The sequence below is a fragment of the Rhodoferax ferrireducens genome (assembly GCF_003347515.1).
Lineage (GTDB): Bacteria > Pseudomonadota > Gammaproteobacteria > Burkholderiales > Burkholderiaceae_C > Rhodoferax.
In genome coordinates, this window is the sequence record NZ_QEII01000242.1 from 1 (window position 1) to 23,940 (window position 23,940).

Genomic DNA, 23,940 nt, shown 5'->3' on the forward strand with positions numbered 1-23,940 from the left:
CGGCCTCCCTGGGGCCGAGGTTGGCGACGTCGGCCAGCTTCTGCCCGGTGGCGGGGTCGAGGATGTCAAAGCGGCTGCTGCCGGCCAGCCACTGGCCGTTGATCAGGGCGTCGGTCTTGAGCAGGCTCGGGTCGTTCAGCAGGGAAAGGGGGGAGGTGTTCATGTCCATGGCGATCAAGCTTTCAGCGAGACGCGCGCGGCAATCGCCTGGCCCATCTCGGTGGTGGAGGCGGTACCGCCCAGGTCGCCGGTGCGCGGGCCTTGCGCCAGCACGTCTTCAATGGCCTGAACAATGGCATCGTGGGCCGCGCGCTGGCCCAGAAAATCCAGCATCAGCGCGCCCGACCACACCATGGCGACCGGGTTAGCGATGTTTTTGCCGTAGATGTCGGGCGCCGAGCCGTGCACCGGCTCAAACAGCGACGGGAAGCTGCGTTCGGGGTTCAGGTTGGCGGAAGGGGCCAGGCCGATGGTGCCGGTGCAGGCCGGGCCCAGATCCGACAGGATGTCGCCAAACAGGTTGCTGGCCACCACCACGTCAAAGCGATTCGGTTGCAGCACGAAGCGCGCGCTCAGGATGTCGATGTGCTGCTTGTCCACCGTAACGCCGGGGTAGTCGGCCGCCACCGCGTCGGCGCGCCCATCCCACCAGGGCATGCTGATGGCAATGCCGTTGGACTTGGTGGCCACCGTCAGGTGCTTGCGCGGGCGGCTTTGGGCCAGCTCGAAAGCGTATTTCAGCACCCGGTCCGTGCCGTGGCGTGAGTAGACCGATTCCTGGATCACGATCTCGCGCTCGGTACCGGCGTACATGATGCCGCCGAGGTTGGTGTACTCACCCTCGGTGTTTTCGCGCACCACGAAAAAGTCGATATCGCCCGGCTTGCGACCGGCCAGCGGGCAAGGCACGCCCTCGAACAAGCGCACCGGGCGCAGGTTGATGTACTGGTCAAACTCGCGACGAAACTTGAGCAGCGAACCCCACAGCGAGATGTGGTCGGGCACGGTGGCGGGCCAGCCCACGGCACCGAAATAAATCGCATCCATGTCCTGCAACTGGACCTTCCAATCGTCGGGCATCATCTGCCCGGTTTGGGCGTAGTAGTCGCAGTTCGCCCATTCGAAGTGGGTGAACTGCAGGTCAATGTCAAAACGCTGGGCGGCGGCTTGCAGCACGCGCAAGCCCTCGGGCATGACTTCTTTGCCGATGCCGTCGCCGGCAATCACGGCGATGTGGAAGGGTTTTGTCATCAAAGTTCCTCAATTAAGCCGACGCCGTTTCGGCGCGGCGGGTTTGCAGGGCCAGCAGGTCGGCTTCGCTGCGGTGGCACAGAATCTCCGCGCCGCCGCTCAGTTGACGCTGCGGTGGCGCCGTAGTGTCGCAGGTCCCCGCGACCCGCAGCGGGCAACGGTCGAGAAAGCTGCACAGTTCGGCGTGGTATTCAGGCCGTGCCGTGACCGGGGCGACTGTGAGTCGGTGACGTCCATCTCGTCCAGCCAACCATGCCGTAGCTCGGGCACCTAAGTACACCTAATTCTGGAAGGGTGTTAAGTGGTCATATTGAAAAATATGTACGATAAATACATCTTTAACGCCAGGACTTACCACCATGCTTTCTCAAGAACACCACGCCATCATCGCCTCGACCGTCCCCCTTCTGGAGCAAAACGGTGAAGAGTTGACGCACCATTTTTACCTCAAGCTTTTCAAGGACTTTCCCGAGGTGCTGCCGCTGTTCAATCAAGCCCACCAGCACAGCGGTGACCAGCAGCGCGCGCTGGCCAACAGCATCCTGATGTATGCCAAGAACATCGAGCGCCTGGAACAGCTGGGCCCGCTGGTCAGCACCATCGTGAACAAACACGTCGCGCTGCAGATCCTGCCGGAACATTACCCGATGGTCGGCGCCAGCTTGCTGAAAGCGATCCGCGAAGTACTCGGCGCTGAAGTCGCCACCGACGCCGTCATCAATGCCTGGGCCGCAGCCTACGGCCAGTTGGCGGACATCCTGATGGGCGCTGAAGGCGATATCTACCAGCAGAATAAAGCCGCGCCGGGCGGCTGGGAGGGCGCACGCAAGTTCGTCGTGTCGTGCAGAACTGTGGAGTCGGATGAAATCGTATCCTTCCAGATGACGCCGCAAGACGGCAAGCCGGTCTTGGCCTTCGAGCCTGGCCAGTACATCGGCATCCGCGTGACCGTTGACGGCGTCGAGATGCAGCGTCAGTATTCGCTGTCGGCCGAGCGCAATGGTGTCAGCTACCAGATCAGTGTCAAGCGCGAGCCGATGGGGCTAGTGTCCAACTTCCTGCACGATTGCATCAAGGTCGGCGATGCGGTCGATCTGTTCCCGCCTTCGGGCGCATTCACGCTGGCCGGGGGCAAAAAACCAGTGGTGCTGATCAGCGGCGGAGTCGGTATCACGCCGACGCTGGCCATGTTAACGAGCGCGCTGAAGACCGGACGTGACGTCTATTTCATCCATGCCGCGCGCCACGGCGGCGTACACGCCTTCCGTGGCATGGTCGACCAGCTGGCCGAGCGTCATGACAACCTGCGTCATTACTATTGCTATGCCGAGTCGCGCGAGGGCGATACCAAACCGCATGCGGTCGGCCTGATCGGACCGAATCATCTGGCCCAGTGGCTTCCCGAAACGCGGGATGTGGATGCGTATTTCCTGGGGCCGGTGCCGTTCATGAAGGCGGTGAAATCGTCGCTGCGAGACATGGGGGTGCCGAAAGCGCAAACGTCTTACGAGTTCTTCGGTCCGGCATCGGCGCTGGCTTGATATGCCGAGCCCGGCAACGTGAGCCGGCGAGACTATTTCCGAGGGGTTGGTGTCACAACGCAACTGGCCTCGGCAACGGGCTCCGGCTCGTAATCACTGCCCCACTCACGCCAGTTTTCACCAAACAATTCAAACGGGTGCTGGGTGCGGTCGGATCCATTGCCACACATCATGTCGGTAGCGGCACAGTATTTATCACAACCCCAGCAAATGCGTTCGGGGTTGGCTGGATGCACCGGAAATATTTTTTTCATTTTTCAATACGCGAAGTGCCTCAGGTAATCATCTTAAAGATGCGCATATTATGCCTTTTATAAAATAGGTACTTGCATTCATCGTGAATCCTTAAAGGCGGCCGCAGCCGATGCTTTCACTGTCTGGTGGTAAATTCACGCATGAATACGTCACCTACATGCGCATCTCAGACGACTGACGCCGCTAACCCCATCATCTCTGTACGCGGCATTGGCAAAACCTATGCTGGTGGATTTCAGGCGCTCAAGAGTATCAACCTTGAGATCAGGCGTGGCGAAATTTTTGCCCTGCTCGGACCCAATGGGGCGGGCAAAACGACCTTGATCAGCATCATCTGCGGCATTGTCAATTCCACTTCAGGCACGGTCATCGCCGACGGCCACGATACCGTGCGCGACTACCGCGCCGCGCGAGCGGCGATTGGTCTGGTGCCGCAGGAGCTGCATACCGACGCGTTCGAATCGGTCTGGGCCACGATCAACTTCAGCCGAGGTCTGTTCGGCAAAGCGCCCGATCCCGCTTATCTTGAAAAAGTTCTGCGCGATCTCTCCTTGTGGGACAAGCGCGACGCCAAGATCATGACACTGTCGGGGGGCATGAAGCGTCGGGTGCTGATTGCCAAGGCGCTGGCGCACGAGCCGAAAATACTGTTCCTGGATGAGCCGAGTGCCGGCGTCGACGTCGAGTTGCGCCACGATATGTGGCGCATGGTGCGCGAGCTCCGGGCCGGCGGCACCACGATTATCCTGACCACGCATTACATCGAAGAAGCCGAAGACATGGCCGACCGCATCGGGGTGATCAGCAAGGGCGAACTGATCGTGGTGGAAGACAAACACGTGTTGATGCGCAAGCTCGGCAAGAAGCAACTCACCCTGACGCTGCGGGTTGCCATGACGAGCGTCCCGGTCGGGCTTGCGGACTGGTCGCTGGAACTCGCCGCCGATGGCCACACCCTGATTTATACCTTTGACACGCAGAAGGAGGAAACCGGCATCGCCGCGCTGCTGCGCGCGCTGGGCGAGCATGGCATCGACTTCAAGGACCTTCGTTCCAGTGAAAGTTCATTAGAAGATATTTTTGTCAGTCTGGTACACCAGCCCAAAGAGGCACTCGTATGAACCTGCATGGCATTCGCGCAATCTACCGCTTCGAGATGGCACGCACGTTTCGCACGGTGATGCAAAGCATCGCCGCACCGGTGCTCTCGACCTCCCTGTATTTCATTGTGTTTGGCAAGGCCATCGGCTCGCGCATGGGCGACATCGACAGCATCAGTTACGGCGCTTACATCATCCCCGGCCTGGTCATGCTGTCCCTGCTGAACGAGAGCATCTCCAATGCTTCGTTCGGGATCTACATGCCGAAGTGGGCGGGCACCATTTACGAGTTGCTCTCGGCACCCGTATCCTGGGTCGAGGTGCTGATCGGCTATGTGGGTGCGGCGGCGACCAAGTCGGTGATGCTCGGCCTGCTAATTTTAGGCACGGCGCGGATCTTCGTACCCTACGAGATTGCCCATCCCTTCTGGATGGTCGCCTTCCTGTTGCTCACGGCGGTGACGTTCAGCCTGTTCGGTTTCATCATTGGCCTGTGGGCCGACAGCTTCCAGAAACTACAGGTGGTTCCGATGCTGATCGTCACCCCGCTGACCTTTCTGGGAGGTGCGTTCTACTCCATCAACATGTTGCCCCCACTGTGGCAGAAGATCACCCTGTTCAACCCGGTGGTGTACCTGATCAGCGGCTTTCGCTGGAGCTTCTATGGCGTTGCCGATGTGCATATCGCCGTCAGCATCGGTATGACCTTGGCCTTCCTGGCGATTTGCCTGGCGGGTGTGCGGTGGATCTTCAAGAGCGGGTACAAACTCAGGAGTTGAGACGACAGCAGGCTCACCAGGAGCTTGTCTATGAACAATTGATCCAGCGCCTTGCCATCAAATGGCGCCATTGATTCGCCCGCTGTCGCAAACTGTTGCTTCGATCGTCGTAGCAAAAATTTACAACTTTCAAAAACCAATGCACGGGGTTGCGGCACTCGCGGGTGTTGTGGTAACGATAATCAAGGGTTGTCTTTCTCACTGCTGTCCTGCACAGCGCCACACTTGACGCCGCATCGGCCTGTTCGACCTTGAAGCATTCAATCTCAATATCTCTCTTTCTCTTGGTGCTGCTGTCGGCGCTTGCCCTGCCGTTTGCCTCTGCGGCCACGCCTTTGGATTTACCGAGCCTGGATGCATTGATGGACTATCGGCCCAAGATCCCCTTGCGGGTCTACACCAGCGACAACGTTCTCATTGGTGAATTTGGCCAGGAGAGGCGCGACTTTGTGGCGATCAAGGACATTCCGCTGATCCAGAAGCAGGCGCTGCTGGCGATCGAAGACTCGCGTTTCTACGAGCATGGCGGCGTTGACTTCAAAGGCGTGGCGCGCGCCGTGATGGCCGACCTTACGGGGGGTCTCAAGCAAGGTGCTTCAACCATCACCATGCAAGTGGCGCGTGACTTTTTTCTCACCAAGGAAAAACTTTTCTCGCGCAAGCTCACCGAAGTGATGCTTGCCTACAAAATCGAGCGGGCATTGAGCAAAGACCAGATTCTGGAGCTCTACATGAACCAGATTTATCTGGGTCAGCGAGCCTATGGCTTCAGCAGTGCGGCGCGCATCTATTTTGGCAAATCCATCAAGGACCTTAGCATTGCCCAGGCGGCCATGCTGGCGGGCTTGCCGCAGGCGCCTTCCAGCATCAACCCAATGGTCAACCCGAAAGGCGCCAAACAACGCCAGCACCTGGTGCTGAAGCGCATGCGCGATCTGGCGTATATCAATGAGGTGCAGTACAAATCCGCCTTGAAGGAAGATCTTCATGTGCTCGGCGAAGGCAAGGCGTTCAACAACCATGCGCAATTTGTTGCCGAAATGGTGCGCCAGACGATGTATGCCCAGTTCAAGGAAGAAACCTACACCCGGGGCATCAGCGTCACCACGACCCTGGTCCAGGCGGATCAGGAAGCGGCGTATGAGGCGGTGCGGCGCAATGTTATGGCCTTCGATCAGCGCCACGGTTATCGCGGTGCGGAGGCCTATGTGGCTTTGCCGCGCAACCCCATTGAACGCCAAAAGCTGATTGAAGCGACCCTGCAAAAGCATCCCGCCAGCGACAAGCTCTTGTCTGCCGTGACCCTCACCGCAACACCTAAAAGCCTGCATGCGGTGTTGGCCAATGGGGATGAGATCGAGCTCGGTGCTGACGGTCTGCGCTGGGCTGCGGCGGGGCTGGCACCCAAAGCGCCTGCGGCACTCAAGCTCAAACCAGGCGCTGTGATCCGTGTGGTGCAAGACAGCAAGGGCCGCTGGCGCATCACGCAATTGCCTGTCGTGGGTGCGGCCTTTGTGGCGTTGAACAATCAGACCGGCGCGTATCGCGCCATGGTAGGTGGCTTTGATTTCAATGCCAACCAGTTCAACCACGTGACTCAGGCCTGGCGCCAGCCCGGCTCGGCCATCAAGCCCTTTATCTATTCGGCTGCACTGGAACAAGGCTTTTCACCCGGCACCCTGGTGAACGATGCACCGCTGACCCTGAGCAGCGCGGAAACCGGGGGCCAGCCCTGGCAGCCCCAGAACGACGATGACGTGTACGACGGCCCCATCACCCTGCGCACGGCGCTGGCCCAGTCCAAGAATGTCGCGGCAGTGCGCCTGCTGCGCGCCATCACACCGCAATACGCGCATGATTTTCTGCCGCGTTTCGGTTTTGATGCCGCCAAGCACCCGGTGAACTACACCCTGGCGCTGGGCACGGGCTCGGTCACGCCGCTGCAAATGGCAGGCGCCTACTCGGTGTTTGCCAACGGTGGTTTTCAGATCAGCCCGTACCTGATTCAAAAGGTGGTGGACACGCGCGGCAACGTGCTCTTTGAGGCCAAACCGGTCGTGCCCGGGCTGGAGAGCGCGCGCGTGCTCGATGCGCGCAACGCCTTCGTCACCGGCAACCTGTTGCACGAAGTGACGACCTCGGGCACCGGCGCTTCCGCCTCCCAAAAGCTGGGGCGGCAGGACCTGGCCGGCAAGACCGGTACCAGCAGTGAAGCCTTCGACGGCTGGTTTGCGGGCTACAGCGGGAGCACCACGGCAGTGGCCTGGATGGGTTACGACGAGCCCCAATCGTTGGGCGGGCGCGAGTTTGGCGCTACCTTGGCGCTGCCCATATGGATCGATTTCATGCGCGTCGCCCTGGCCGGTAAACCGCCCTACCCAACCCAGCCGCCTGCTGGCGTTTCGCAATCGCAGGGAGACTGGATGTTTGACGAATTCCTGACCACGGGCGCCGTGCGCTCGCTGGACCTGGATATCCTGCAGGGTCTTAAGGAATTGGGTAGCCCTTGAGGGCGGACATGTGCGAGGCCTATCTGGCACATTCGCTGCGCCAGAATTCTCTCCTCTGAAGACCACTCGCCGTTCAGAGACTGGCTGGAGAACTTGGCCTTACGCGTCGGGCGACCCGCTTTCAACCTCTCGTTCTTCTTTAGCCGACCGAAGGTGGGCGTGGGAGAGCACGACCGGTTTCGAGTAGCGTCTTGAGATTCGAAAGCACCTTCGGCCAACCGCCCGAGATGCCCGCGAGCATCTGGGGGTCGCGCGCCAGGTCTTCATGGGTGACCGTCAAACGAACGAGCCCGTCGCCTTGCGGCTCGATATCGATGGCCACACGCGAATGCTTCGATTCGTCCTCGGCGTCCGTCGGCCTGGCCCATGTGAAAACCAGACGGCGTGGCGGATTGCTCTCGACCACCTTGCCGACAATGTCGACCGCGCTCGCATCGTCGGCGTGTTGGTGCTCCCATTTGGAGCCGGGCTTCCAGTCCGACACGTTGACACGTGCACAGGCCGCAGTCGACCCCACCCAGTACTGGGCCATCACGTTAGTGTCGACGAACGCCTGCCACACCTTCTCCGGCGTCGTTGCGATGTAGGTCACGTACACAAAGTCAGGTTTTTTCATTGTCATCACCTTCCAGTTTCTTCTTGAGGTTGCGTAGCGCATCCAGGCGGCTGCGCTCGAATTTTGCGATCCAGCGTTCGTGGATCTCGTGCAGGGGGACCGGGTTCAGGTAGTGAAGCTTTTCCCGGCCTTGCCAAATGACGGCGACGAGGTTTGCTCCCTCGAGCTGCTGCAAGTGCTGTGTCACGGCCTGGCGAGTCATGTCCATGTGCTCACAGAGTGCCGTCAGCGTCTGGCCGTTGTCCCGGTGCAGCAGGTCAAGCAGACGCCTGCGGCCCGGGTCAGCCAGCGCTTTGAAAACTTTGTCGATGTCCAAAAATTTACCTTCATCGGTCGTGCCTCAGTCCGGCCCGTCGCCGCTAATATGGGGGTCGTTCGGGTTGGGACTACCTGTCCCAGACTCCACAAGCGACTTTAAGCTCATTAGATAAATCGCCCACTTGGTACTGCAGTGGTGCATGAACTCCACCGGCTCCTTCCACCCTTGGTGTTTGAAGAGGACGATGGCTTGGTCGCCACTTTGTTTGAGCTCAAAGCTTATCTTGTTGCCGATCCATTCCGCAGGCCCATCGACCACTTGCCACAGCACCCTCCTGGCGGAATCGAGCTCAAGCACCTTCATGTCGAAACCGCCTATTTCCACGCCGCCGGCGCTGAAGCGAAACTGGAGCACTCCGCCGACCTTGCCGTCCCCTTGCGTGTTGGTCGTCCACCAGCCGGCCAGGCCTTCACGCGTGGTCAAGGCCTTATAGACCTCCTCCGTGGACGACTTGATTCCAACTCTATGCAGGATATCCACCATGATTTTCTCCTTACAGATTGATTGAAACGACTAGGTTTCCTGTCATGGCAAAGACCACCTGACGTCAGCCACGCTTCAAAGATCTTTGCCGATGTTCAAGAACGTGGGTGAATTATATGCAAGCATTTACATGCATGTCAAGTAACAGATCGAACACGCAGTGCTCGAACATTGGGGAATCGGATTGATGGACTCGGCGCGAAAACCGTTGTTTGCAATCAGTCGAGGATTTGATCAAATGTCATCAACGCAATACAAGCACAGGAAGCTTGCTTTCGAGAATGACAGTCTTGGTGTGCGAGCCAAATACTAATTTTCCTACTCGGCTACGCCCGTGTGTCACCATGACAATCATGTCGCAGCCTGATTTTTCTGCCTCTTCCACAATGCTCTGGCCCACCATATAGGCGGTCACATGATGTGCTGTGAAAGCCACTCCGGCAGTCAATGCGCGCTTTTCAAACTGCGCCAGCAATGCGGTCGCATGGGCCTCGTTCTTTGACTCGTTGTCCTTGATGCGGTCCGCCAAGCGCTCGATACGCGATGTGGCCGCTGTAATGGGAACTTCAGGTTCCACAACAAACCCGGTAATGCGGGCACCCAATTGCACGGCAAGCTCAATGCTGCCATCCATGGCACGATGGGAAAGCTCAGAGCCGTCAACTGGCACAAAAAGGTGTTTGTACATGGGGTATAAATCCTTGATAAAAATGGTTATTCAATCTTCAACAAACGCCTCGACGCGCTTCTTCTTGAAACCTTTTCCACGCACACATCTTGCCGATGTGATTACATGGACAAACCCACAAGATTCACACTTCATCGGGCAGGACCAATAGTACCTTTTTGGTCAACACTTTCAGACCAGATTAATGCAAATTTCGGTCGACTCGTGGCGGACGGTGATGACGCTCGGTTGCCCGTCACGAACGGCGGATGACGGGTCATTCAACGCCTGCAATTGAACTTTTGTCACGCTATCAGTGGCCAGCCCACGGAGGCGCCGATCCTGCTGCTCGCTGAAAAACCTTTCTTTATCGGTTCAGCTTGCGTTCAGGCACGGACGCGCAAGATGTGATCCATACCAACCCAAGGAGCTTCCATGAAACGTCTCAATTCCATCAAATCGCTCGCAGCAGTTGCGCTCGCACTGGGCGCTCTCGGGGCGGCTTCGGCGGCGCACGCCCGTGACGACGTGTCCTTCTCTGTCAGCGTGCAGTCACCGGGAGTCTACGGACAGCCGGCGCCTGTGTATGTGCAGCCCCGGCCTGTTTACGTCGCACCTCGCCCCGTGTACGTGGCGCCCCAGCCGGTTTACATCCCCGCGCCGAGCCACTATGGGCGCCATGACCGGCAGTATGTGGAACGCCGCGGCCCCTATGGCGACCGCGACCGCGATGGCATCGCCAACGTCTACGATCCGGACAGCCCGCGCAACCAGCGACGCCATGCGCGGGTTTACGGCCCCTACGGTGATTTCGACCGCGACGGCGTATCGAACCGGCACGACCGTGATCGTGACGGTGACGGCGTTCGCAACCGCTACGACCGCCTCCCGGACAATCCGTACCGCAGGTAGCCAGGGGTGGGCGCCCTGGTCTAATCCACGGCTCCCCATCCAACTCGGATTTTCAGTTGCCCGTAAAACGAGCACTGCGCTTCTCGACGAAGTGACGTACCCCCTCCTGAAAGTCCTCACTGCGGAGGCTTGTCACCATCTCGGCATTGGCCAGCGTGATGGCCTCACCCAGGGACTGGTACGGCGCCTCCCACAATTGCCGCTTCATGACGCGTACCGAGCGCGGTGAGACCTCGGTAGCCAATGCCAGCGCCAGTTCATTCGCGCTTGCAGCCAGACTCTCTGGCGCCACCACACGGTTCACCAAGCCCATTGTCAGCGCCTCAGCAGCGTCAACCTTGCGGGAGGTTAGCAGCATATCCGTGGCGTGCGCATGGCCCACCACGCGCGGCAGCATCCATGCGATGCCATGCTCGGCGATCAAGCCGCGCTTGGCAAAGGCGGTGGCAAAAGCGGCCTTGCTCGAAGCAATGCGGAAATCGCTGTACAAGGCCATCACGAGACCCAGACCTGCCGCCGCGCCATTGATGGCGCTAATGATCGGTTTGGGGGTCGCCGGGAAATAGGAATAACGCGTCTGGTAATCAGGCCGGCGATTCATGTCATAAGGACGCATCCATTGCTCGGAACGGATGTCCTCTGGTGCCAGGACCTCCAGTTCATCCATATCCATGCCAGCGCAAAAAGCCCGGCCGGCACCCGTCAGGACGATGGCGCGAATCGCCGGGTCGCGCCCGGCCTGCTCAATCGCGCTGCGCAGTTCGGCCTCCAGCACCTTGGTCAAGGCGTTCATTCGCTCTGGGCGATTGAGCGTGATGGTCACGACCTGGCCTTGTGCCGCGTAAATCAGTTGTTCATAGTTCATGCGAGGGCTCCAATCAAACTTGTGCTGTTTCGAAATAGGACGGGGGCAACTGGATCGATACCGGTTCAAGGAACTCCTCGATGCCGTAGCGTCCGTTTTCGCGCCCAATCCCGGACTTACCGAAGCCGCCAAATGGCGCAACCGGATTGAAGGGCGCGCCGTTGACATCCACCTGGCCGGAGCGCAGCTGGCGCGCGACAGCCAGGGCGGCTTGCGGCGTTGCGCCCCAAACGGTGGCCGCCAAACCATAGTCCGTGCCATTGGCCAGGGCGATGCCCTCCTCTATGCCGTCATAGGTCATGACGACCAGCACTGGGCCGAACACTTCGTCGCTGGCGATGCTCATGGCGGGGGTCACGCCATCAAGCACAGTGGGGGCAACAAAGAAGCCGGACGCCGGCAGCGGGACAGATTCGCCCGTGAGCCGGCGGGCACCTCCCGCCACCGCGGCATCGATGAGCGCCAGAACCTTCTTTTGTTGCGCCCGGGAAATCAGGGGGCCCAAACGCGTTGCCGCGTCAGACGGGTCGCCCATCCGGTAACCGCCGACCAATTCGAGTGCAAGCGCCGCGACCGCTTCAGCGCAATCTCGCGGGATGAGCAACCGCGTCGTGGCCGAGCAGGTCTGCCCCGAGTTCAGAAAACAGCTGCCCAAGGTCGCTTTCACCGCGGCGGCCAGGTCAGCGCCAGGCAACACCAACGCCGCGGATTTGCCGCCCAGTTCCAGGGCGACCCGTTTCACCTCTTCTCCGGCCAGTGCTGCGATACGACGGCCAGCCTGGGTGGAGCCGGTGAAGGAAATCATATCCACTTGCGGGTGCCGGACCAGCACTTCACCCACATCGGATCCGGTGCCATGAACCAGATTAAAGACGCCCGGCGGCAGCCCGGCCTGTTCAATCGCCTTGGCCAGCATGAACGCGCTGGAAGGCGCCATTTCCGACGGTTTCAGGATCACCGTGCAGCCTGCCAGCAAGGCCGGCGCGACCTTGCTGGTGATCTGGTGCAGCGGGTAATTCCAGGGCGTGATGCAGGCCACCACGCCCACGGATACCTGCTGCACGAGAGAATTGCCGACACGCTCCTCCCAATGCAGGTCGGCTGCCAAGCTGGCATACCTGTCCCATGCCGCAATCGGCGCTGCCACCTGGATTCGTGAGGCCAGCTTGACCGGCATGCCGACTTCGCGCGAGATGACGCGGCCAAGCGCATCGGCCTGTTCATGCAAGGCGGTCGCGACCCGGCGTACAGCGGCAATCCGCTCAGCCAGCGGCGTCTGGGACCAGGCCGCCAATGCACCTCGCGCGCAGCGCACGGCGGCATCCACGTCGGCGGCGGAACTGGTCTGGTAGGTGGCAAAGGTTTCTTCGGTGAAGCTGTCAATCACCGGCGTCTTGAGGACACCCGTGGCCGGCGCCCAGACGCCATTGATATAAGTGTCGTGTTGGTGCATGTGTTGTATTCCTAGTTTGTTTTTTGTGAATCGCGGCGGGCCAGGAAGGCCTGCATCACGCGGGTCGGCTCCCCCGTTGAGTAGCATTCGAGTTGATAGCGGATGCCAGCGCTGCAGGCCTCTTCAAAGCCGGACTGGGTCCCCTCACGAAAGCGCTGCTTGGTGGCGCGCAAAGCCTTGCCAGGCAGGCTGGCGAGTGCGCGCGCCCGCTCGATCGCCCGTGGCAGCACCAGCTCTGGCGCAACCAGATCGTTGACCAGGCCAAGTTGGTTGGCGCGTTCGCCGGAAATCAGTTCTCCGGTGAGCGACAACTGCTGATTGAGCGAGTGCCCGATCTGCAAGGACAACAGATACGAGCCAACAATGCTCGCAAGGCCGGCCTTGACCTCCGGTTGCCCCATCTTGAGCGCGGCGTGCGCCACCCGCAGGTCGCACAGCAGGGCAATCTGGAACCCGGCGCCCACCGCCGTGCCATTGATGGCGGCGACGATCGGTTTGTCCACGTTGCGTACCGCCTGGTACATCGCGTGCTGCCGGTTTAACCACTCCGCGAGCGTCGTGGTATCGATTGCGGCGGACTCGTCAAGATCCTGTCCGGCGCAAAAGGCCCTCTCGCCAACGCCCGTCAGGACGATGGCATCTGCATCACTGCCGCGATCCAGTTCACTCAACGTGCTGGTGAGCATTTTGCGCAGCTCGGCGTTGATGGCATTCAGGGCCAGAGGACGGTTCAGGCGCACGACCGCGATGCGCTCGGTGATTTGGACGGTCACGGGGCTGTATTCAGTGGCCATGTTGATCTCCCGCGATTTCTATAACCGCATCGACTGCCCAGCCCCCCTCGCCATGGCTGCCCACAATCAAGGGATTCAGGTCAATCGATGCGACGGTGTTCGGGTGTGTCGCCGCAAACTGCGCCAGCGCGACGGCAGCACGCGCGACGACGTCCAGATCGACCGGCGCTTCGCCGCGCACACCGGCGAGGATGGGCGCGATGCGCAGCTGCATCAGTTTGTCGATCACGTCCTGCTCCGAGAACGGATACAGCAGCACGGCAAAGTCGCGCAGCGCTTCGACATATTTACCCCCGTCACTGACCATCACGAGGGTGCCAAACTGCGGATCCTGGCGGACGCCAAGGGCAAACTCGCGGCGGCCGCGTACGCGCTGGGCCACGATCGCGCCCTCAAAGGATAAGCCCATGCGCTGCACCCGGGCCACGCATGTCACATAAGCCTCCCGAACCTGCTGCTCAGTCTGCAGGCCCAGAAACACGAGCCCATGTTCAGATTTGTGCGGAATGTGGCCCGAGCAGGCCTTGATCACCACCTCCGGCCCCAAAGCCAGCCAACCCTGGATGGCTTCGTCGACGCTACAACACAGTCTGTACGGCGCCAGTGGAATGCCGGCCTGTTCAAGAACGGCCAGACTGGCGGCCTCGCTGAGCGTTGATGTCTCGGCCACAGGTAGTTGGATGGCGGCAAGGTTCGAGTTCAATGACAGCGCGGAACGTCGCGCCGCCGCCTGCTGCAACTTGACGTGCCGGCTGAGCTGGTGCAGCGCCGCAATAGCGTCCGTTTCGTGGCCAAAAAACGGCACCCCCGCGTGGCGGAAGGCCTGGCGCACCGAGGCCTGTGGTGCTGAAACGACCGTTGGCTTGGCGGTGCTGTGCATGAAGCGCGCGGTGTCGCGCGCCATGCCGGCGATGTCATAGCCCTCGCCCGCAACAGGCACGCCGATGAGAAACATGTCGGCTTGCGGGTCGGCCGCCAAGGCCTCCAGTGTTCGTGCATACATGTCGCCCTGCGTCAATAACGAAGCCGTCAAGTCAACCGGATTCTGCGCGGATGCAAAACTTGGCATGATCTCACTTAGGTTCACCACGGTGTTGCCGCACAGTTCAGCCAGCGGCAATTGCAGCCGTTCGGCCGCATCAGCGCACAACACACCGACTGCGCCGCTGTGGCTCATCACCACCAGGTGCTCCGCCGCGTGCAGACCCGACGCCAGGTACAACTCCGTAGCATTTACGAGACCATGCACGTCCTGTGCGCGCCAAATGCCGTGGCGTTCGAAAAACGCGTCGATAACCACATCGTCGTTGACGATCGCGCCGGTATGGGAGGCGGCGGCTTTGGCACCGTGGACACTACGACCCGATTTGAGCGCCACCACCGCGGCGCCACGGGCATTCGCCAGGCGCGCCACGTTGGCGAGCATCTCGGGGTCGCTGAGCGATTCAATGTAGAGCAACACCACCCGGACTTCGGGGTCAGCGGCCGCCACCAGCGCCAATTCGGATACGGAGGCGTCGGCGTCATTTCCTGACGCCACCAGGTAGCGCACGCCGATATCGCGCTCCCTGAGCATGGCGTAGGGCATCACGCTGGCCGCGCCACTTTGGCTGATGATGGCGACCGGTCCGTCCTTTGGCGCGACCTCCATGAACATGGTGCTGAAATTCAGTACCGCCCCGGTGCGAAAGTTGGCAATGCCTTGCGCATTGGGGCCGATGAGGCGCACGCCCAGCTGCCGGGCCAGCTCCACCAGGGCGCGCTGGCGTTTCACCCCTTCCGCGCCGGTTTCGCCAAAGCCGGAACTCATCACCACCGCCACACCCACGCCATGAATGGCACACTGGCGAATCATTTCCGGGACTTGGTCCTGCCCCACCGCAAGCACGGCCACATCAGGCGTCTTGGGCAAATCAGCAAGGCTGGCGTAGGCGGGAAAGCCCTGGACGGTGGAGCGCTTCGGGTTGATCGGGTAGACCTCCCCGCCAAAGCCAAAGCTGCGCAGGTAATGCAATGGCCGGCCGCCCACCTTGTTTCGATCTTCCGTCGCGCCAATAATGGCGACCGTTTTCGGATCGAAGGCACGCTGAAGGCGGGGATCGATGGATGGCTTCATTTTCATCAGCTCAATCAAGGGATGCTCCCGAGGACCTGATCACGGGCGCCCATTTGGCCGTGTCCTGTTTGATCAGGTCCGCAAACTCCGCCGGCGTGGTCGTCCTGGCCTCGGCGCCATCGGCCTGCATGCGCTTGCGCATGTCATCGCTTGCCATCACGGCGACCACCTCGCGGTTGAGCCGTTCGATGATCGGTGCAGGTGTGGCGGCCGGCGCGAGGACGCCAAACCAAATGCTCACATCAAAACCCTTCAAGCCCGCCTCCTGAGCGGTCGGCACCTCGGGCAGCAGCGGTGATCGCTTGGAACCGGTCACGGCCAACGCGCGCACCTTGCCGGCCGCGATGTTTTGCGTCTGCACTGCAATCGTGTCGAACATCATGGCAAGGCGGCCGCCCAGCAGATCGATCATCGCCGGTGCTGATCCGCGATAGGGAACGTGGTTGATCTGAATCCCCGCGATCGACTTGAACAACTCCCCCGACAGGTGGTTTGAGCTGCCATTGCCGGCAGAGCCGTATGCCAGCTCACTCGGCTTGCTCTTGGCCAGTTGCACCAATTCAGCAAGATTTTTTGCCGGCACCTGGGGGTTCACCACCAGCACGTTCATCGTGGTCGCCATCAAGCTGACCGGTGCAAAGTCCTTCACCGGGTCATAGCGCAGCTTTTTGTACAGGCTCGGGTTGATCGACATCGTGCCGGTGGTGCCGAAGAACAAGGTGTGGCCGTCGGCAGGCGCGCGAGCCACCATTTCGGCGGCGATTGCGCCGCCCGCGCCGCCGCGGTTATCGATCACGACGGGCTGGCCAAGGCGCTCGGACAGTTTTTGAGCCAGTAGCCGCGCCATCGCGTCGGTCGGACCGCCGGCCGGAAAAGGCACCACCAGCGTCACGGGCTGCTTCGGATACGCCGTGACGGCTTGCGCCTGGGCGGCGGGTGATGTCAGAAAAAAGGCAGCGGCAAGGGCGGCAGCGGTAAAGGTTAGAAATCTCATGTTGTCTCCTGGAAATGTGAGCGAAGTCTAGGAAAGATATGACTTCACGTAAAGACGATGTCATTCAAACCAGATATGCATTAAAGTGAAATCATGAATCTCAAACCATTAATCACGTTTTGCCTGGTGGCCGACCTGGGCTCGCTGTCGCGCGCGGCGGTGGCGGCGGGCTTGGCGCAATCGCTGGTGAGTCGCCATATCGCCCAGCTCGAGTCCCAATGGGGAGACCGCTTGTTTGTGCGCACTGGGCGCGGAATGGTGTTGTCCGAATTTGGGCAACGGATTCATCCCCAGATTCAGCGTGTGCTGGAGCAGGTTTCGTATCTGGAGACGGTGGCCAGTGAAGCGGCCGGCGTGGTATCCGGCACGGTGCACGTCGGCGTGCTGCCGTCGATGTCGCGCCAGTTGCTGCCCCTGCTGTTCTCCGACCTGCGCGCCAGGGCGCCGGCCATACGCTTGCACGTCATCGAAGGATTCAGCGGTGAACTGGACGAACAACTGAGTTCGGGCCGGCTCGACCTGTCGGTGGTCAACCGCTATGGCTCATCGGCGGCACGCGGTGAGGATGTACTCGGCATCGTGGAAACTTACCTGGTGGGCAAACCCGGACACCCTCTGCTCGCTGGCAAGAAAGTCTTGTTCAAGCAGCTCGCCGGACTGCCTTTGGTGCTGCCGGCGACTCCCAACGGCTTACGTTCGACACTGGATCAATTGTCCCGACGGCACGGTCTGCAGCTCGACGTCGTGATGGAGGTCGACACGTCGACAGCCATGAAGGATGTTGCCTCAAGTGGTCACGCCTTCACTCTGCTACCCGCCATGGCGGTGAGTCAGGAAATAAACGCTGGTAGCCTCGCGGCCGTGCCAATCGTCAGCCCCGCCATCAAGCGGACCATTGCGTTGAGCGTCACAAGCCAGCGACCTCAATCAAAAGCGGCGCGTTTGGTCGCGGTGCGGGTGCGTCATCTGGCGATGAAGCTTTTGGCACCGTAGATTTGGTCTCGAAAGCACCCTGCGAATGATGGCAGCATGGGTTTCTCTGAGCAGAAAAGCAGTAATTCGCTCCTGCTTTTCAGTCGCCCGGCATGGGTACTTTCACTGGCCGTCCACGTTGATCGGCGGGACTACTTTCAAAACAGCCGTCTATCCAACAAGCTTGACTGCATTTGCCGCAGACCGGGCTGAAGTGCGTCGATTCCGACACGCAGGGCCACACAAGTGGCGAGAACATCGATGATCATCAAGTGCAGCAGGCGGGACACCATGGGGCAATAGCGCTCGAATCCTTCGGGGTGGTCGGCGGCCAGGTGAATATGCCCAGCCAGTGCCAAAGGCGAGCCGCTGGACGTGATGACAATGGTGGTGGCCCCGTTCTTGCGCGCCATGTCGCAGGTGGCCATCAGGTCGCGCGTCCTTCCCGAGTTGGAGATCACCACGGCACAGTCACCGGCCCTCATGACGGACGCGCTCATGACCTGCATGTGGCTGTCGCCGTAGGCGGTCGCGGGAATACCCAGGCGAAAGAATTTGTGTTGGGCGTCCTGGGCCACGATGCCAGAGTTGCCCAAACCAAAAATCTCAATGCGTTTACCGCCTCGGTAAGTAGCGAACAACGCAGTAACGGCTTTCTCGATATAGACCCTGTTGGCGTCGCAGCGGTATTTTGATACCGCAGCCATGGTGTCATCGATCACCTTGACCAGGATGTCGTTGGTATTGTCATCCACGTCGACACTGCTGTGAATGAAGGGGACCCCTTCCTTCACGCTGCCTTCGAGCTTGAATTTGAAGTCTTTCAAACCGTCATACCCCACACTGCGGCAAAAACGAACCACGGTGGGGTTGCTGACCTGGGCCAAAACCGCCAGTTCGGAGACCGGCAGCCGGGAAAAAATCAATGGATCAGACAACACAAGCCTGCCGACGCGTTGCTCCGCAGGCGACAGCGAAGTCAATGAAGCTCTAATTCGGTTGAGCATGGTCGTTCCAATGGGCGCTTCACTCTGCAACAGCTCTATTCAAAATGGCACTGTCACAGGGCTCGGCCTATAAGAAGTTAAGGCGCAGACCGGGGTTGTTCGAACCGACCGCGACTGAAGCTGGCGGTGGCACATCGCCGTTCTGACTGTCGTCGCCTCCCAGCTTGAACTTCGCCACGACTTGCACCAGGCCCTGCGCCTGCAACTTCAGACTGCTGGCGGCCGCAGCCATTTCCTCCACCAACGCCGCATTCTGCTGCGTCGCCTCATCCATGTGCCTGACCGCCTCGCCCACCTGCGATACACCCGCACTCTGCTCCGAATTGGCTGCGCTGATCTGCGCCATGAGGGTGGTCACGTGACCGATGCTGCCCACCACTTCAAACATGGTGATCCCCGCTTGATCCACCAGAGTGCTTCCCTGAGAAATCCGTTCGACACTCGCGTTAATCAAGGATTTGATTTCCTTCGCGGCCGCCGCGGAGCGTCCGGCCAGACTGCGCACCTCCGATGCAACAACCGCAAAGCCGCGACCATGTTCACCTGCACGTGCTGCCTCGACCGCTGCGTTGAGTGCCAGGATGTTGGTTTGAAAGGCGATGCCATCAATCACGCCGATGATCTCCGATATTTTTTTGGAGCTCTCGTTAATGCCTTTCATGGTTTCTACTACTTGGCCCACCACGTCACCTCCTTTGACGGTCACGGTGGAGGCGCTCATCGCCAGTTGATTGGCTTGGCGGGCACTAGCGGCATTCTGTTTGACGCTTGCGCTGAGTTCTTCCATGGAGGCTGCGGTTTCTTGCAGTGAACTCGCCTGCAGTTCTGTTCGTGCCGACAGATCGTGGTTGCCCTGGGCGATCTCCGCGCTGGCCATGGCAACGTTGTCGGCGTTGCGCTTGACACTTTGCAAGATGCCGCTAAAACTACTTTGCATCTCCGCCATGCCACCGAGGAGCTGAACCGTTTCGTCATTCCCTGCAGCATGCACAGGCACTGACAAATCACCTTGAGCCAGTCTGTTGGCCACCTGCACCGCATAAGCCATGGGTTGCGCCAGATATCTTGCCAGCCAGAGCGCAGCAAGCAGCAGAATGGTCGTCGCCAGAATCAACGCCGAACCGACGAAGATCTTGGCTTGAACCACTACCGCCTTTGATTCAGCGGCAAATACATTCTCATCCTTTTCGATGGCATCAACCTGCACCGCCATTTGCTTCTCAAGTTCATTGAACAGTCGCTGAAACTCGGGCACCGCCGCCGCTGCGGCAGAGTCACCCGCGGCGAGCTTGATGATGTTGGCCGCAGAATCGGTGTACCGCTTGACCATGGGCAAAGTCCGGTTGATCGTGGCCTTTGACTCCGATGAGAGTGGCGAATCTTCCAGCGTCTTCAAGGCAGAACTGAGACTCTTCGCGTGCTCATCCAAGGCCTTCTGGGCCTGCGCAATCTGGGCCTTGTCTCGCCCGATGGCCCCCAACATCGCGCGCTGGACATCGCCGCGAACGGCCGCATGCATCATGGCAGCACGCTGACTGTTCTGTACTGCCAATCCCATGCTGACCGAGCCACCAAAAGCATCCGCCAGACGCTGCGCACTGAACAAGCCAACACCCCCGACCAACGCGGCAATGAAGGTGCCCGCCAAGCCGATCCCCAATATTTGATTGCGCAGCTTCATAGGATCCTCATTTGCTCAACTGGCCAGCGCGTCCGCGCACGCAACAGAGCTACCACGCGTCAGGAAGTGAGCCGCAACAAGTTCAAGAATTCGCTTCTTCAAAGGTACTGAAACGCACTGGTCAAAGGTTAAAGAAGGAACGGCCGCGCCGTCGCAACGAAGCATGTCCCAACGCGAGTCTTCAAACCGTGGCCAAGCATCCATGTTCGCGGGCAGACTCCCCTTGATCCTGCTGAACTCCTCCTGGAACTCCGCCTGCGTGAGCAAGTCGGCGATAACTTGATTGACATTTTCGGGCGAACTCGCCAGCGGCACAAAGTAGTCTGCGATAAATACGAAGTTTCCCGCCGTGCCTGGCACTGCCCAGCGCGATACATTTTTAAAGCCGGCAACCCCCGCCCAATCACCCATCACTGCCAGCGCTGCATCCCCACGGTCAACGCGAGCCAACTGATCTGTCCAAGGCAGTTGCAAGGCGTTTTCATCCACAAATTCGCGTAGCTGCAACATCACATCCAAGGTGCTCACCATCTGCGCAGATCGCAGGGCGGATACATCCCGGCCTTCAAACGCACGTCGGTACAAGTCCGCACCCATAACGGCCAAGGCAATGGATTCAAACAGTACACCGATTTGCCAGGGTTCGGCGCCAACCGCCAACGGTCTTGAGGTGATATCGCCAGCATCGTTCAACCATCGAAAAAGACCAGGGATATCCGCAGGAATCCGTTCCCCCAGCCGCCTGGCGATGGCGCCATTGACCCAAGCACAATTGGCGCGGTGAATCGCCACGGGTATGCCATGCCACCGATCCTCATGCGTCATGTAGTGTCTGACAAAAGGGGGCAGCCGCTCAATCCACTTTAGATCTTTGGCTACTCTACTAAGGTCAGCCAGATGGGGGCGACCCGAGGCAAGCGCATCCACAATTTCCATGCCGTGCATCTTGCAGGCCTCAGCTGACTCGAGACCTGTCGCGTTTGCGAGTTGGATTCCCAGTGGCGCCAGTTTTTCCTGGCAAAGACTTATCGCCGCCAGATCCGGGTTGCTGCGCCATGCGTGGGACAGCTTCCACATTGTGTTTTGTTTCACGTTTTTTACCTGGGCTTGCGGGCTTGAATCACAATCCCGCGAAAGTCATTGATATTGGTAAACGTCGGGCCGGTGTGAACCAATGCATCTATTGCATTCAACAGCGTGGCACTGTCATTGCCATCCAACGAAACGCGCGGACTCACGCCCTGCGAACGGGCCAGCGCCAGGCTCGAGGGCCCAATCCAGCCGCCCGCGGCACCGGCCGCTCCATCCAGACCATCGGTGCCCGCTGATAGCGCGTAGATGTTGGGAGGCTCCGCTTCGCCGTCCAGTGCCATGGCGAGCGCCAGAGCAAACTCCGTATTTCGTCCACCCCGACCCTCACCGCGAACGGTAACCGTTGCCTCCCCGCCGGACAGGAGTATGCAAGGCGCCTCAAACGGAACGTTGTGCTGGGCCACGCTCAGCGCGATCGCCGCATGCGCCTTGGCCAGCTCGCGCGCCTCACCCTCCATGGCATCCGACAGAATGTGACAAGCCATTCCCTCGCTGCGTGCCTGCGTCGCAGCGGATTGCAGCCCGTCCCATGCGCTGGCGATGATGTGATGCCTGTTGCGCGCAAGGCGCGGGTCTCCTGGCTTGATCGACTCCCATGCACCTGTCGTTAGGGCGTCCGTGACCAAGGGCAGGTCGTCGATCCCAAAACGTCGCAGAACCGCCAGCGCATCGGCGCAAGTGGATGCGTCTGGCAGGGTGGGTCCCGATGCGATCAGTGAAGGTTCATCCCCCGGTATGTCCGAAATCAGCAGCGTAACGACCTGTGCCGGATAAGCCCGCGCCGCAAGGCGCCCACCCTTGATGGCGGACAAATGCCTGCGCACCGTATTGATTTCCGCGATCGTTGCGCCCCGTTTCAGCAATTCCCGGGTGATGTGCTGTTTGTCTTCCAGATTCAGCCCTTTCGCAGGCAGGGAACACAAGGCCGATCCACCACCTGAAATCAGGGCAATCACCAAATCATCAGCCGTCAGACCTTCAAGCGCACGCATCAGCTCCGTGGCGGCGATCACGCTGCGTTCATCGGGTACCGGATGGCTGCCTTCACATATGCGAATCCTCTGCAATGGCAAACTCGCGCCTTTGGGCACGACCACGACGCCACTCAGCGGCCCCTGCCAGTTGGCTTCAACGGCACAGGCCATCGCCGCTGCCGCCTTGCCAACACCCACCACGACAGTACGCCCAAGCGGCTGCGGTGGCAAATGCGGAGGAACCACCTTCATCGGGTCTGCAGCATACAGCGCAGCCTGGTACAAACGCAACAGCAGCTCGATCGGTGCAGGCCTGGGTGTATCGGATATGGAATTCATCACGGGAAGTCAACCTTAAGGTCTTGTCTTAGTTTTCAATTCCACACTGCACCGACAGCAATTGCCGCATGCGTGCGCAGGCCAATTCAGGGTCACCGAGCACGCCACAGGCATCGGCCAGTTCAAATAGGCGTGCGTAATGCGCCACCCCCCGTGCGGCCTGCAAACCACCGGCCATGGAAAAGTGATTTTGATGTCCGTTCAACCAGGCAAGAAAAACCACGCCGGCCTTGTAATGGCGCGTCGGCGCCCTGAACATCTCGCGCGACAAGGCGACGGTCGGATCCAACAACGCGCGAAACTGTAGGGCATTGCCCTGTGCAAGCTCGCCCAGTGCGACCGCTGCGACTGGCGCTATCGGATCAAAAATCCCCAGCAAGCCATGTGAAAAGCCGCTGGCGTCGCCTTCAATCAGCTCGGCGTAGTTGAAATCGTCACCCGTATACATCTTGACGCCCGGCGGCAGCCTCCGCCTCAATTCGATTTCCCATTTGGCTTCGAGCAAGGACACCTTGATGCCCTCCACTTTGGACGCATGCGCGCGAATCAGCGCGACCACCGTGTCGATTGCCGTGGGGATGTCACCGGAACCCCAGTAACCCTTCAGTGCGGCATCAAACATCTCCCCAAGCCAATGAAGAATGACAGGTTTATCGCTGTCCTGAAGCAAGCGTCCATACACCAACAGGTAGTCATCCGCGGTTTTTGCGGCCCGCGCCATGGCCCGACTGGCCATCAATATGACTTGCCCGCCTTCAGCCTGCACGACGTCGAATTGCTCGCGGTAAGCTTGTTCGACTTGACTCAGCGTGACCTCATCGCCTGGGACCAGCTGGTCCGTCCCGACGCCGCAGGCTAAATTGGCGCCCGGCACGGTTCGGGCGTGGCGGACGGAGCGCTGAATCAATTCGCGCGCTACCGGCCAGTCAACGCCCATGCCCCTTTGTGCAGTGTCCATGGCCTCGGCGACTCTGAATCCCAGACGATACAGATGGTCCCGGAATGCCAACGTGGCATCCCAGTCCACTTTGGGCGAGGCGTCAAAAGGGTCCACCGTGGCGATCGGATCAATCACCACATGGGCAGCCGCAAATACCGTGCGGTTGAAGGGTCCGACCGGACCCACAGGCAGCACGGGTTGGGCTTTGAGAGCGTAGGACTTGATCGTCCCATCAAACTGGGGAAGCTTCAAGGTGAGTGACATGGGCTTTTTCCTTCGT

At 60.0% G+C, this 23,940-nt stretch carries 23 protein-coding genes and 1 pseudogene; 6 read left to right on the forward strand and 18 right to left on the reverse strand.

The genetic code is table 11. The annotated features are described in order from the left end of the window. From C5P05_RS07650 to C5P05_RS33585, 3 genes and pseudogenes are all read right to left on the reverse strand, one after another. Nucleotides 1-169: pseudogene (locus C5P05_RS07650) on the reverse strand (succinate-semialdehyde dehydrogenase (NADP(+))); the annotation flags it as partial. Between the two features lie 5 nt (nt 170-174). Then, nucleotides 175-1,251, reverse strand: coding sequence for a tartrate dehydrogenase (locus C5P05_RS07655; RefSeq protein ID WP_114969266.1), 1,077 nt, complete (start codon nt 1,249-1,251; stop codon nt 175-177). 13 nt (nt 1,252-1,264) lie between these two features. Then, nucleotides 1,265-1,501, reverse strand: a complete 237-nt coding sequence (locus C5P05_RS33585; RefSeq protein WP_157979242.1) for a hypothetical protein — start codon at nt 1,499-1,501, stop codon at nt 1,265-1,267. 109 nt (nt 1,502-1,610) lie between these two features. On the opposite strand from C5P05_RS33585, the gene hmpA reads away from it, so the two are divergent. After that, nucleotides 1,611-2,792: an NO-inducible flavohemoprotein gene (hmpA, locus tag C5P05_RS07660; protein ID WP_114969267.1), complete on the forward strand. Its 1,182-nt coding sequence runs from the start codon at nt 1,611-1,613 to the stop codon at nt 2,790-2,792. A gap of 32 nt (nt 2,793-2,824) precedes the next feature. On the opposite strand, the gene C5P05_RS07665 is transcribed toward hmpA, so the two are convergent. Beyond that, on the reverse strand, nt 2,825-3,046 hold the full coding sequence (locus C5P05_RS07665) for a DUF3079 domain-containing protein (protein ID WP_114969268.1): 222 nt from the start codon (nt 3,044-3,046) through the stop codon (nt 2,825-2,827). A gap of 141 nt (nt 3,047-3,187) precedes the next feature. Between C5P05_RS07665 and C5P05_RS07670 the strand changes: the two genes are divergently transcribed. The 3 genes from C5P05_RS07670 to C5P05_RS07680 all read left to right on the forward strand — a co-directional run bounded on the left by C5P05_RS07670 (nt 3,188) and on the right by C5P05_RS07680 (nt 7,436). Next, on the forward strand, nt 3,188-4,168 hold the full coding sequence (locus C5P05_RS07670) for an ABC transporter ATP-binding protein (RefSeq protein WP_114969269.1): 981 nt from the start codon (nt 3,188-3,190) through the stop codon (nt 4,166-4,168). Further along, nucleotides 4,165-4,926: an ABC transporter permease gene (locus tag C5P05_RS07675; RefSeq protein ID WP_114969270.1), complete on the forward strand. Its 762-nt coding sequence runs from the start codon at nt 4,165-4,167 to the stop codon at nt 4,924-4,926. Before C5P05_RS07670 ends, C5P05_RS07675 begins: the two co-directional genes overlap by 4 nt. 251 nt (nt 4,927-5,177) lie before the next feature. Continuing rightward, on the forward strand, nt 5,178-7,436 hold the full coding sequence (locus C5P05_RS07680; RefSeq protein WP_114969271.1) for a penicillin-binding protein 1A: 2,259 nt from the start codon (nt 5,178-5,180) through the stop codon (nt 7,434-7,436). 139 nt (nt 7,437-7,575) lie between these two features. Here C5P05_RS07680 and C5P05_RS07685 read toward each other — a convergent pair whose 3' ends face one another. From C5P05_RS07685 to C5P05_RS07700, 4 genes are all read right to left on the reverse strand, one after another. Next, nucleotides 7,576-8,052: an SRPBCC family protein gene (locus tag C5P05_RS07685; RefSeq protein ID WP_114969272.1), complete on the reverse strand. Its 477-nt coding sequence runs from the start codon at nt 8,050-8,052 to the stop codon at nt 7,576-7,578. Then, nucleotides 8,039-8,368 carry an ArsR/SmtB family transcription factor gene (locus C5P05_RS07690; RefSeq protein ID WP_114969273.1) on the reverse strand — a complete coding sequence of 110 codons (330 nt, stop codon included), beginning with the start codon at nt 8,366-8,368 and terminating at the stop codon, nt 8,039-8,041. Before C5P05_RS07690 ends, C5P05_RS07685 begins: the two co-directional genes overlap by 14 nt. Nucleotides 8,369-8,392: 24 nt before the next feature. Next, entirely contained in the window at nt 8,393-8,854 is a 462-nt protein-coding gene (locus C5P05_RS07695) for an SRPBCC family protein (protein ID WP_114969274.1), read from the reverse strand. 244 nt (nt 8,855-9,098) lie between these two features. After that, entirely contained in the window at nt 9,099-9,542 is a 444-nt protein-coding gene (locus C5P05_RS07700; protein ID WP_114969275.1) for a universal stress protein, read from the reverse strand. Nucleotides 9,543-9,956: 414 nt separating this feature from the next. Here C5P05_RS07700 and C5P05_RS07705 point away from each other — a divergent pair, with 414 nt between their 5' ends. Beyond that, complete coding sequence (locus C5P05_RS07705; RefSeq protein WP_114969276.1) at nt 9,957-10,433, forward strand: PXPV repeat protein; 477 nt, start codon at nt 9,957-9,959, stop codon at nt 10,431-10,433. 52 nt (nt 10,434-10,485) lie between these two features. Here the strand turns inward: C5P05_RS07705 and C5P05_RS07710 are convergent, their stop codons facing one another. Genes C5P05_RS07710 through C5P05_RS07730 form a run of 5 tightly spaced genes read right to left on the reverse strand, consistent with a single transcriptional unit; the run spans nt 10,486 to nt 16,655 of the window. Then, on the reverse strand, nt 10,486-11,298 hold the full coding sequence (locus tag C5P05_RS07710) for an enoyl-CoA hydratase (RefSeq protein ID WP_114969277.1): 813 nt from the start codon (nt 11,296-11,298) through the stop codon (nt 10,486-10,488). Between the two features lie 13 nt (nt 11,299-11,311). Next, nucleotides 11,312-12,751: an aldehyde dehydrogenase family protein gene (locus tag C5P05_RS07715; RefSeq protein ID WP_114969278.1), complete on the reverse strand. Its 1,440-nt coding sequence runs from the start codon at nt 12,749-12,751 to the stop codon at nt 11,312-11,314. An 11-nt stretch (nt 12,752-12,762) separates the two neighbouring features. Further along, on the reverse strand, nt 12,763-13,545 hold the full coding sequence (locus C5P05_RS07720) for an enoyl-CoA hydratase/isomerase family protein (RefSeq protein ID WP_114969279.1): 783 nt from the start codon (nt 13,543-13,545) through the stop codon (nt 12,763-12,765). Further along, a complete protein-coding gene (locus C5P05_RS07725; protein WP_114969280.1) occupies nt 13,535-15,661 on the reverse strand; it encodes an acetate--CoA ligase family protein in 2,127 nt (708 codons plus the stop codon). The genes C5P05_RS07720 and C5P05_RS07725 overlap by 11 nt, the downstream gene beginning before the upstream one ends. 10 nt (nt 15,662-15,671) lie before the next feature. Continuing rightward, nucleotides 15,672-16,655: a Bug family tripartite tricarboxylate transporter substrate binding protein gene (locus C5P05_RS07730; protein ID WP_114969281.1), complete on the reverse strand. Its 984-nt coding sequence runs from the start codon at nt 16,653-16,655 to the stop codon at nt 15,672-15,674. Nucleotides 16,656-16,748: 93 nt separating this feature from the next. On the opposite strand from C5P05_RS07730, the gene C5P05_RS07735 reads away from it, so the two are divergent. Next, nucleotides 16,749-17,648, forward strand: coding sequence for a LysR family transcriptional regulator (locus tag C5P05_RS07735; protein ID WP_114969282.1), 900 nt, complete (start codon nt 16,749-16,751; stop codon nt 17,646-17,648). Between the two features lie 137 nt (nt 17,649-17,785). Here the strand turns inward: C5P05_RS07735 and C5P05_RS07740 are convergent, their stop codons facing one another. The 5 genes from C5P05_RS07740 to C5P05_RS07760 form a co-directional block, all read right to left on the reverse strand. Then, nucleotides 17,786-18,634 carry an SIS domain-containing protein gene (locus tag C5P05_RS07740; RefSeq protein ID WP_114969295.1) on the reverse strand — a complete coding sequence of 283 codons (849 nt, stop codon included), beginning with the start codon at nt 18,632-18,634 and terminating at the stop codon, nt 17,786-17,788. A 67-nt stretch (nt 18,635-18,701) separates the two neighbouring features. Then, nucleotides 18,702-20,315 carry a methyl-accepting chemotaxis protein gene (locus C5P05_RS34935; RefSeq protein ID WP_198674662.1) on the reverse strand — a complete coding sequence of 538 codons (1,614 nt, stop codon included), beginning with the start codon at nt 20,313-20,315 and terminating at the stop codon, nt 18,702-18,704. 15 nt (nt 20,316-20,330) lie between these two features. Continuing rightward, complete coding sequence (locus tag C5P05_RS07750; RefSeq protein ID WP_157979243.1) at nt 20,331-21,407, reverse strand: hypothetical protein; 1,077 nt, start codon at nt 21,405-21,407, stop codon at nt 20,331-20,333. Between the two features lie 5 nt (nt 21,408-21,412). Then, entirely contained in the window at nt 21,413-22,720 is a 1,308-nt protein-coding gene (locus C5P05_RS07755) for a glycerate kinase type-2 family protein (RefSeq protein WP_114969284.1), read from the reverse strand. A 28-nt stretch (nt 22,721-22,748) separates the two neighbouring features. Then, a complete protein-coding gene (locus C5P05_RS07760; protein ID WP_114969285.1) occupies nt 22,749-23,924 on the reverse strand; it encodes a dihydrodipicolinate synthase family protein in 1,176 nt (391 codons plus the stop codon). Nucleotides 23,925-23,940 lie beyond the last annotated feature (16 nt).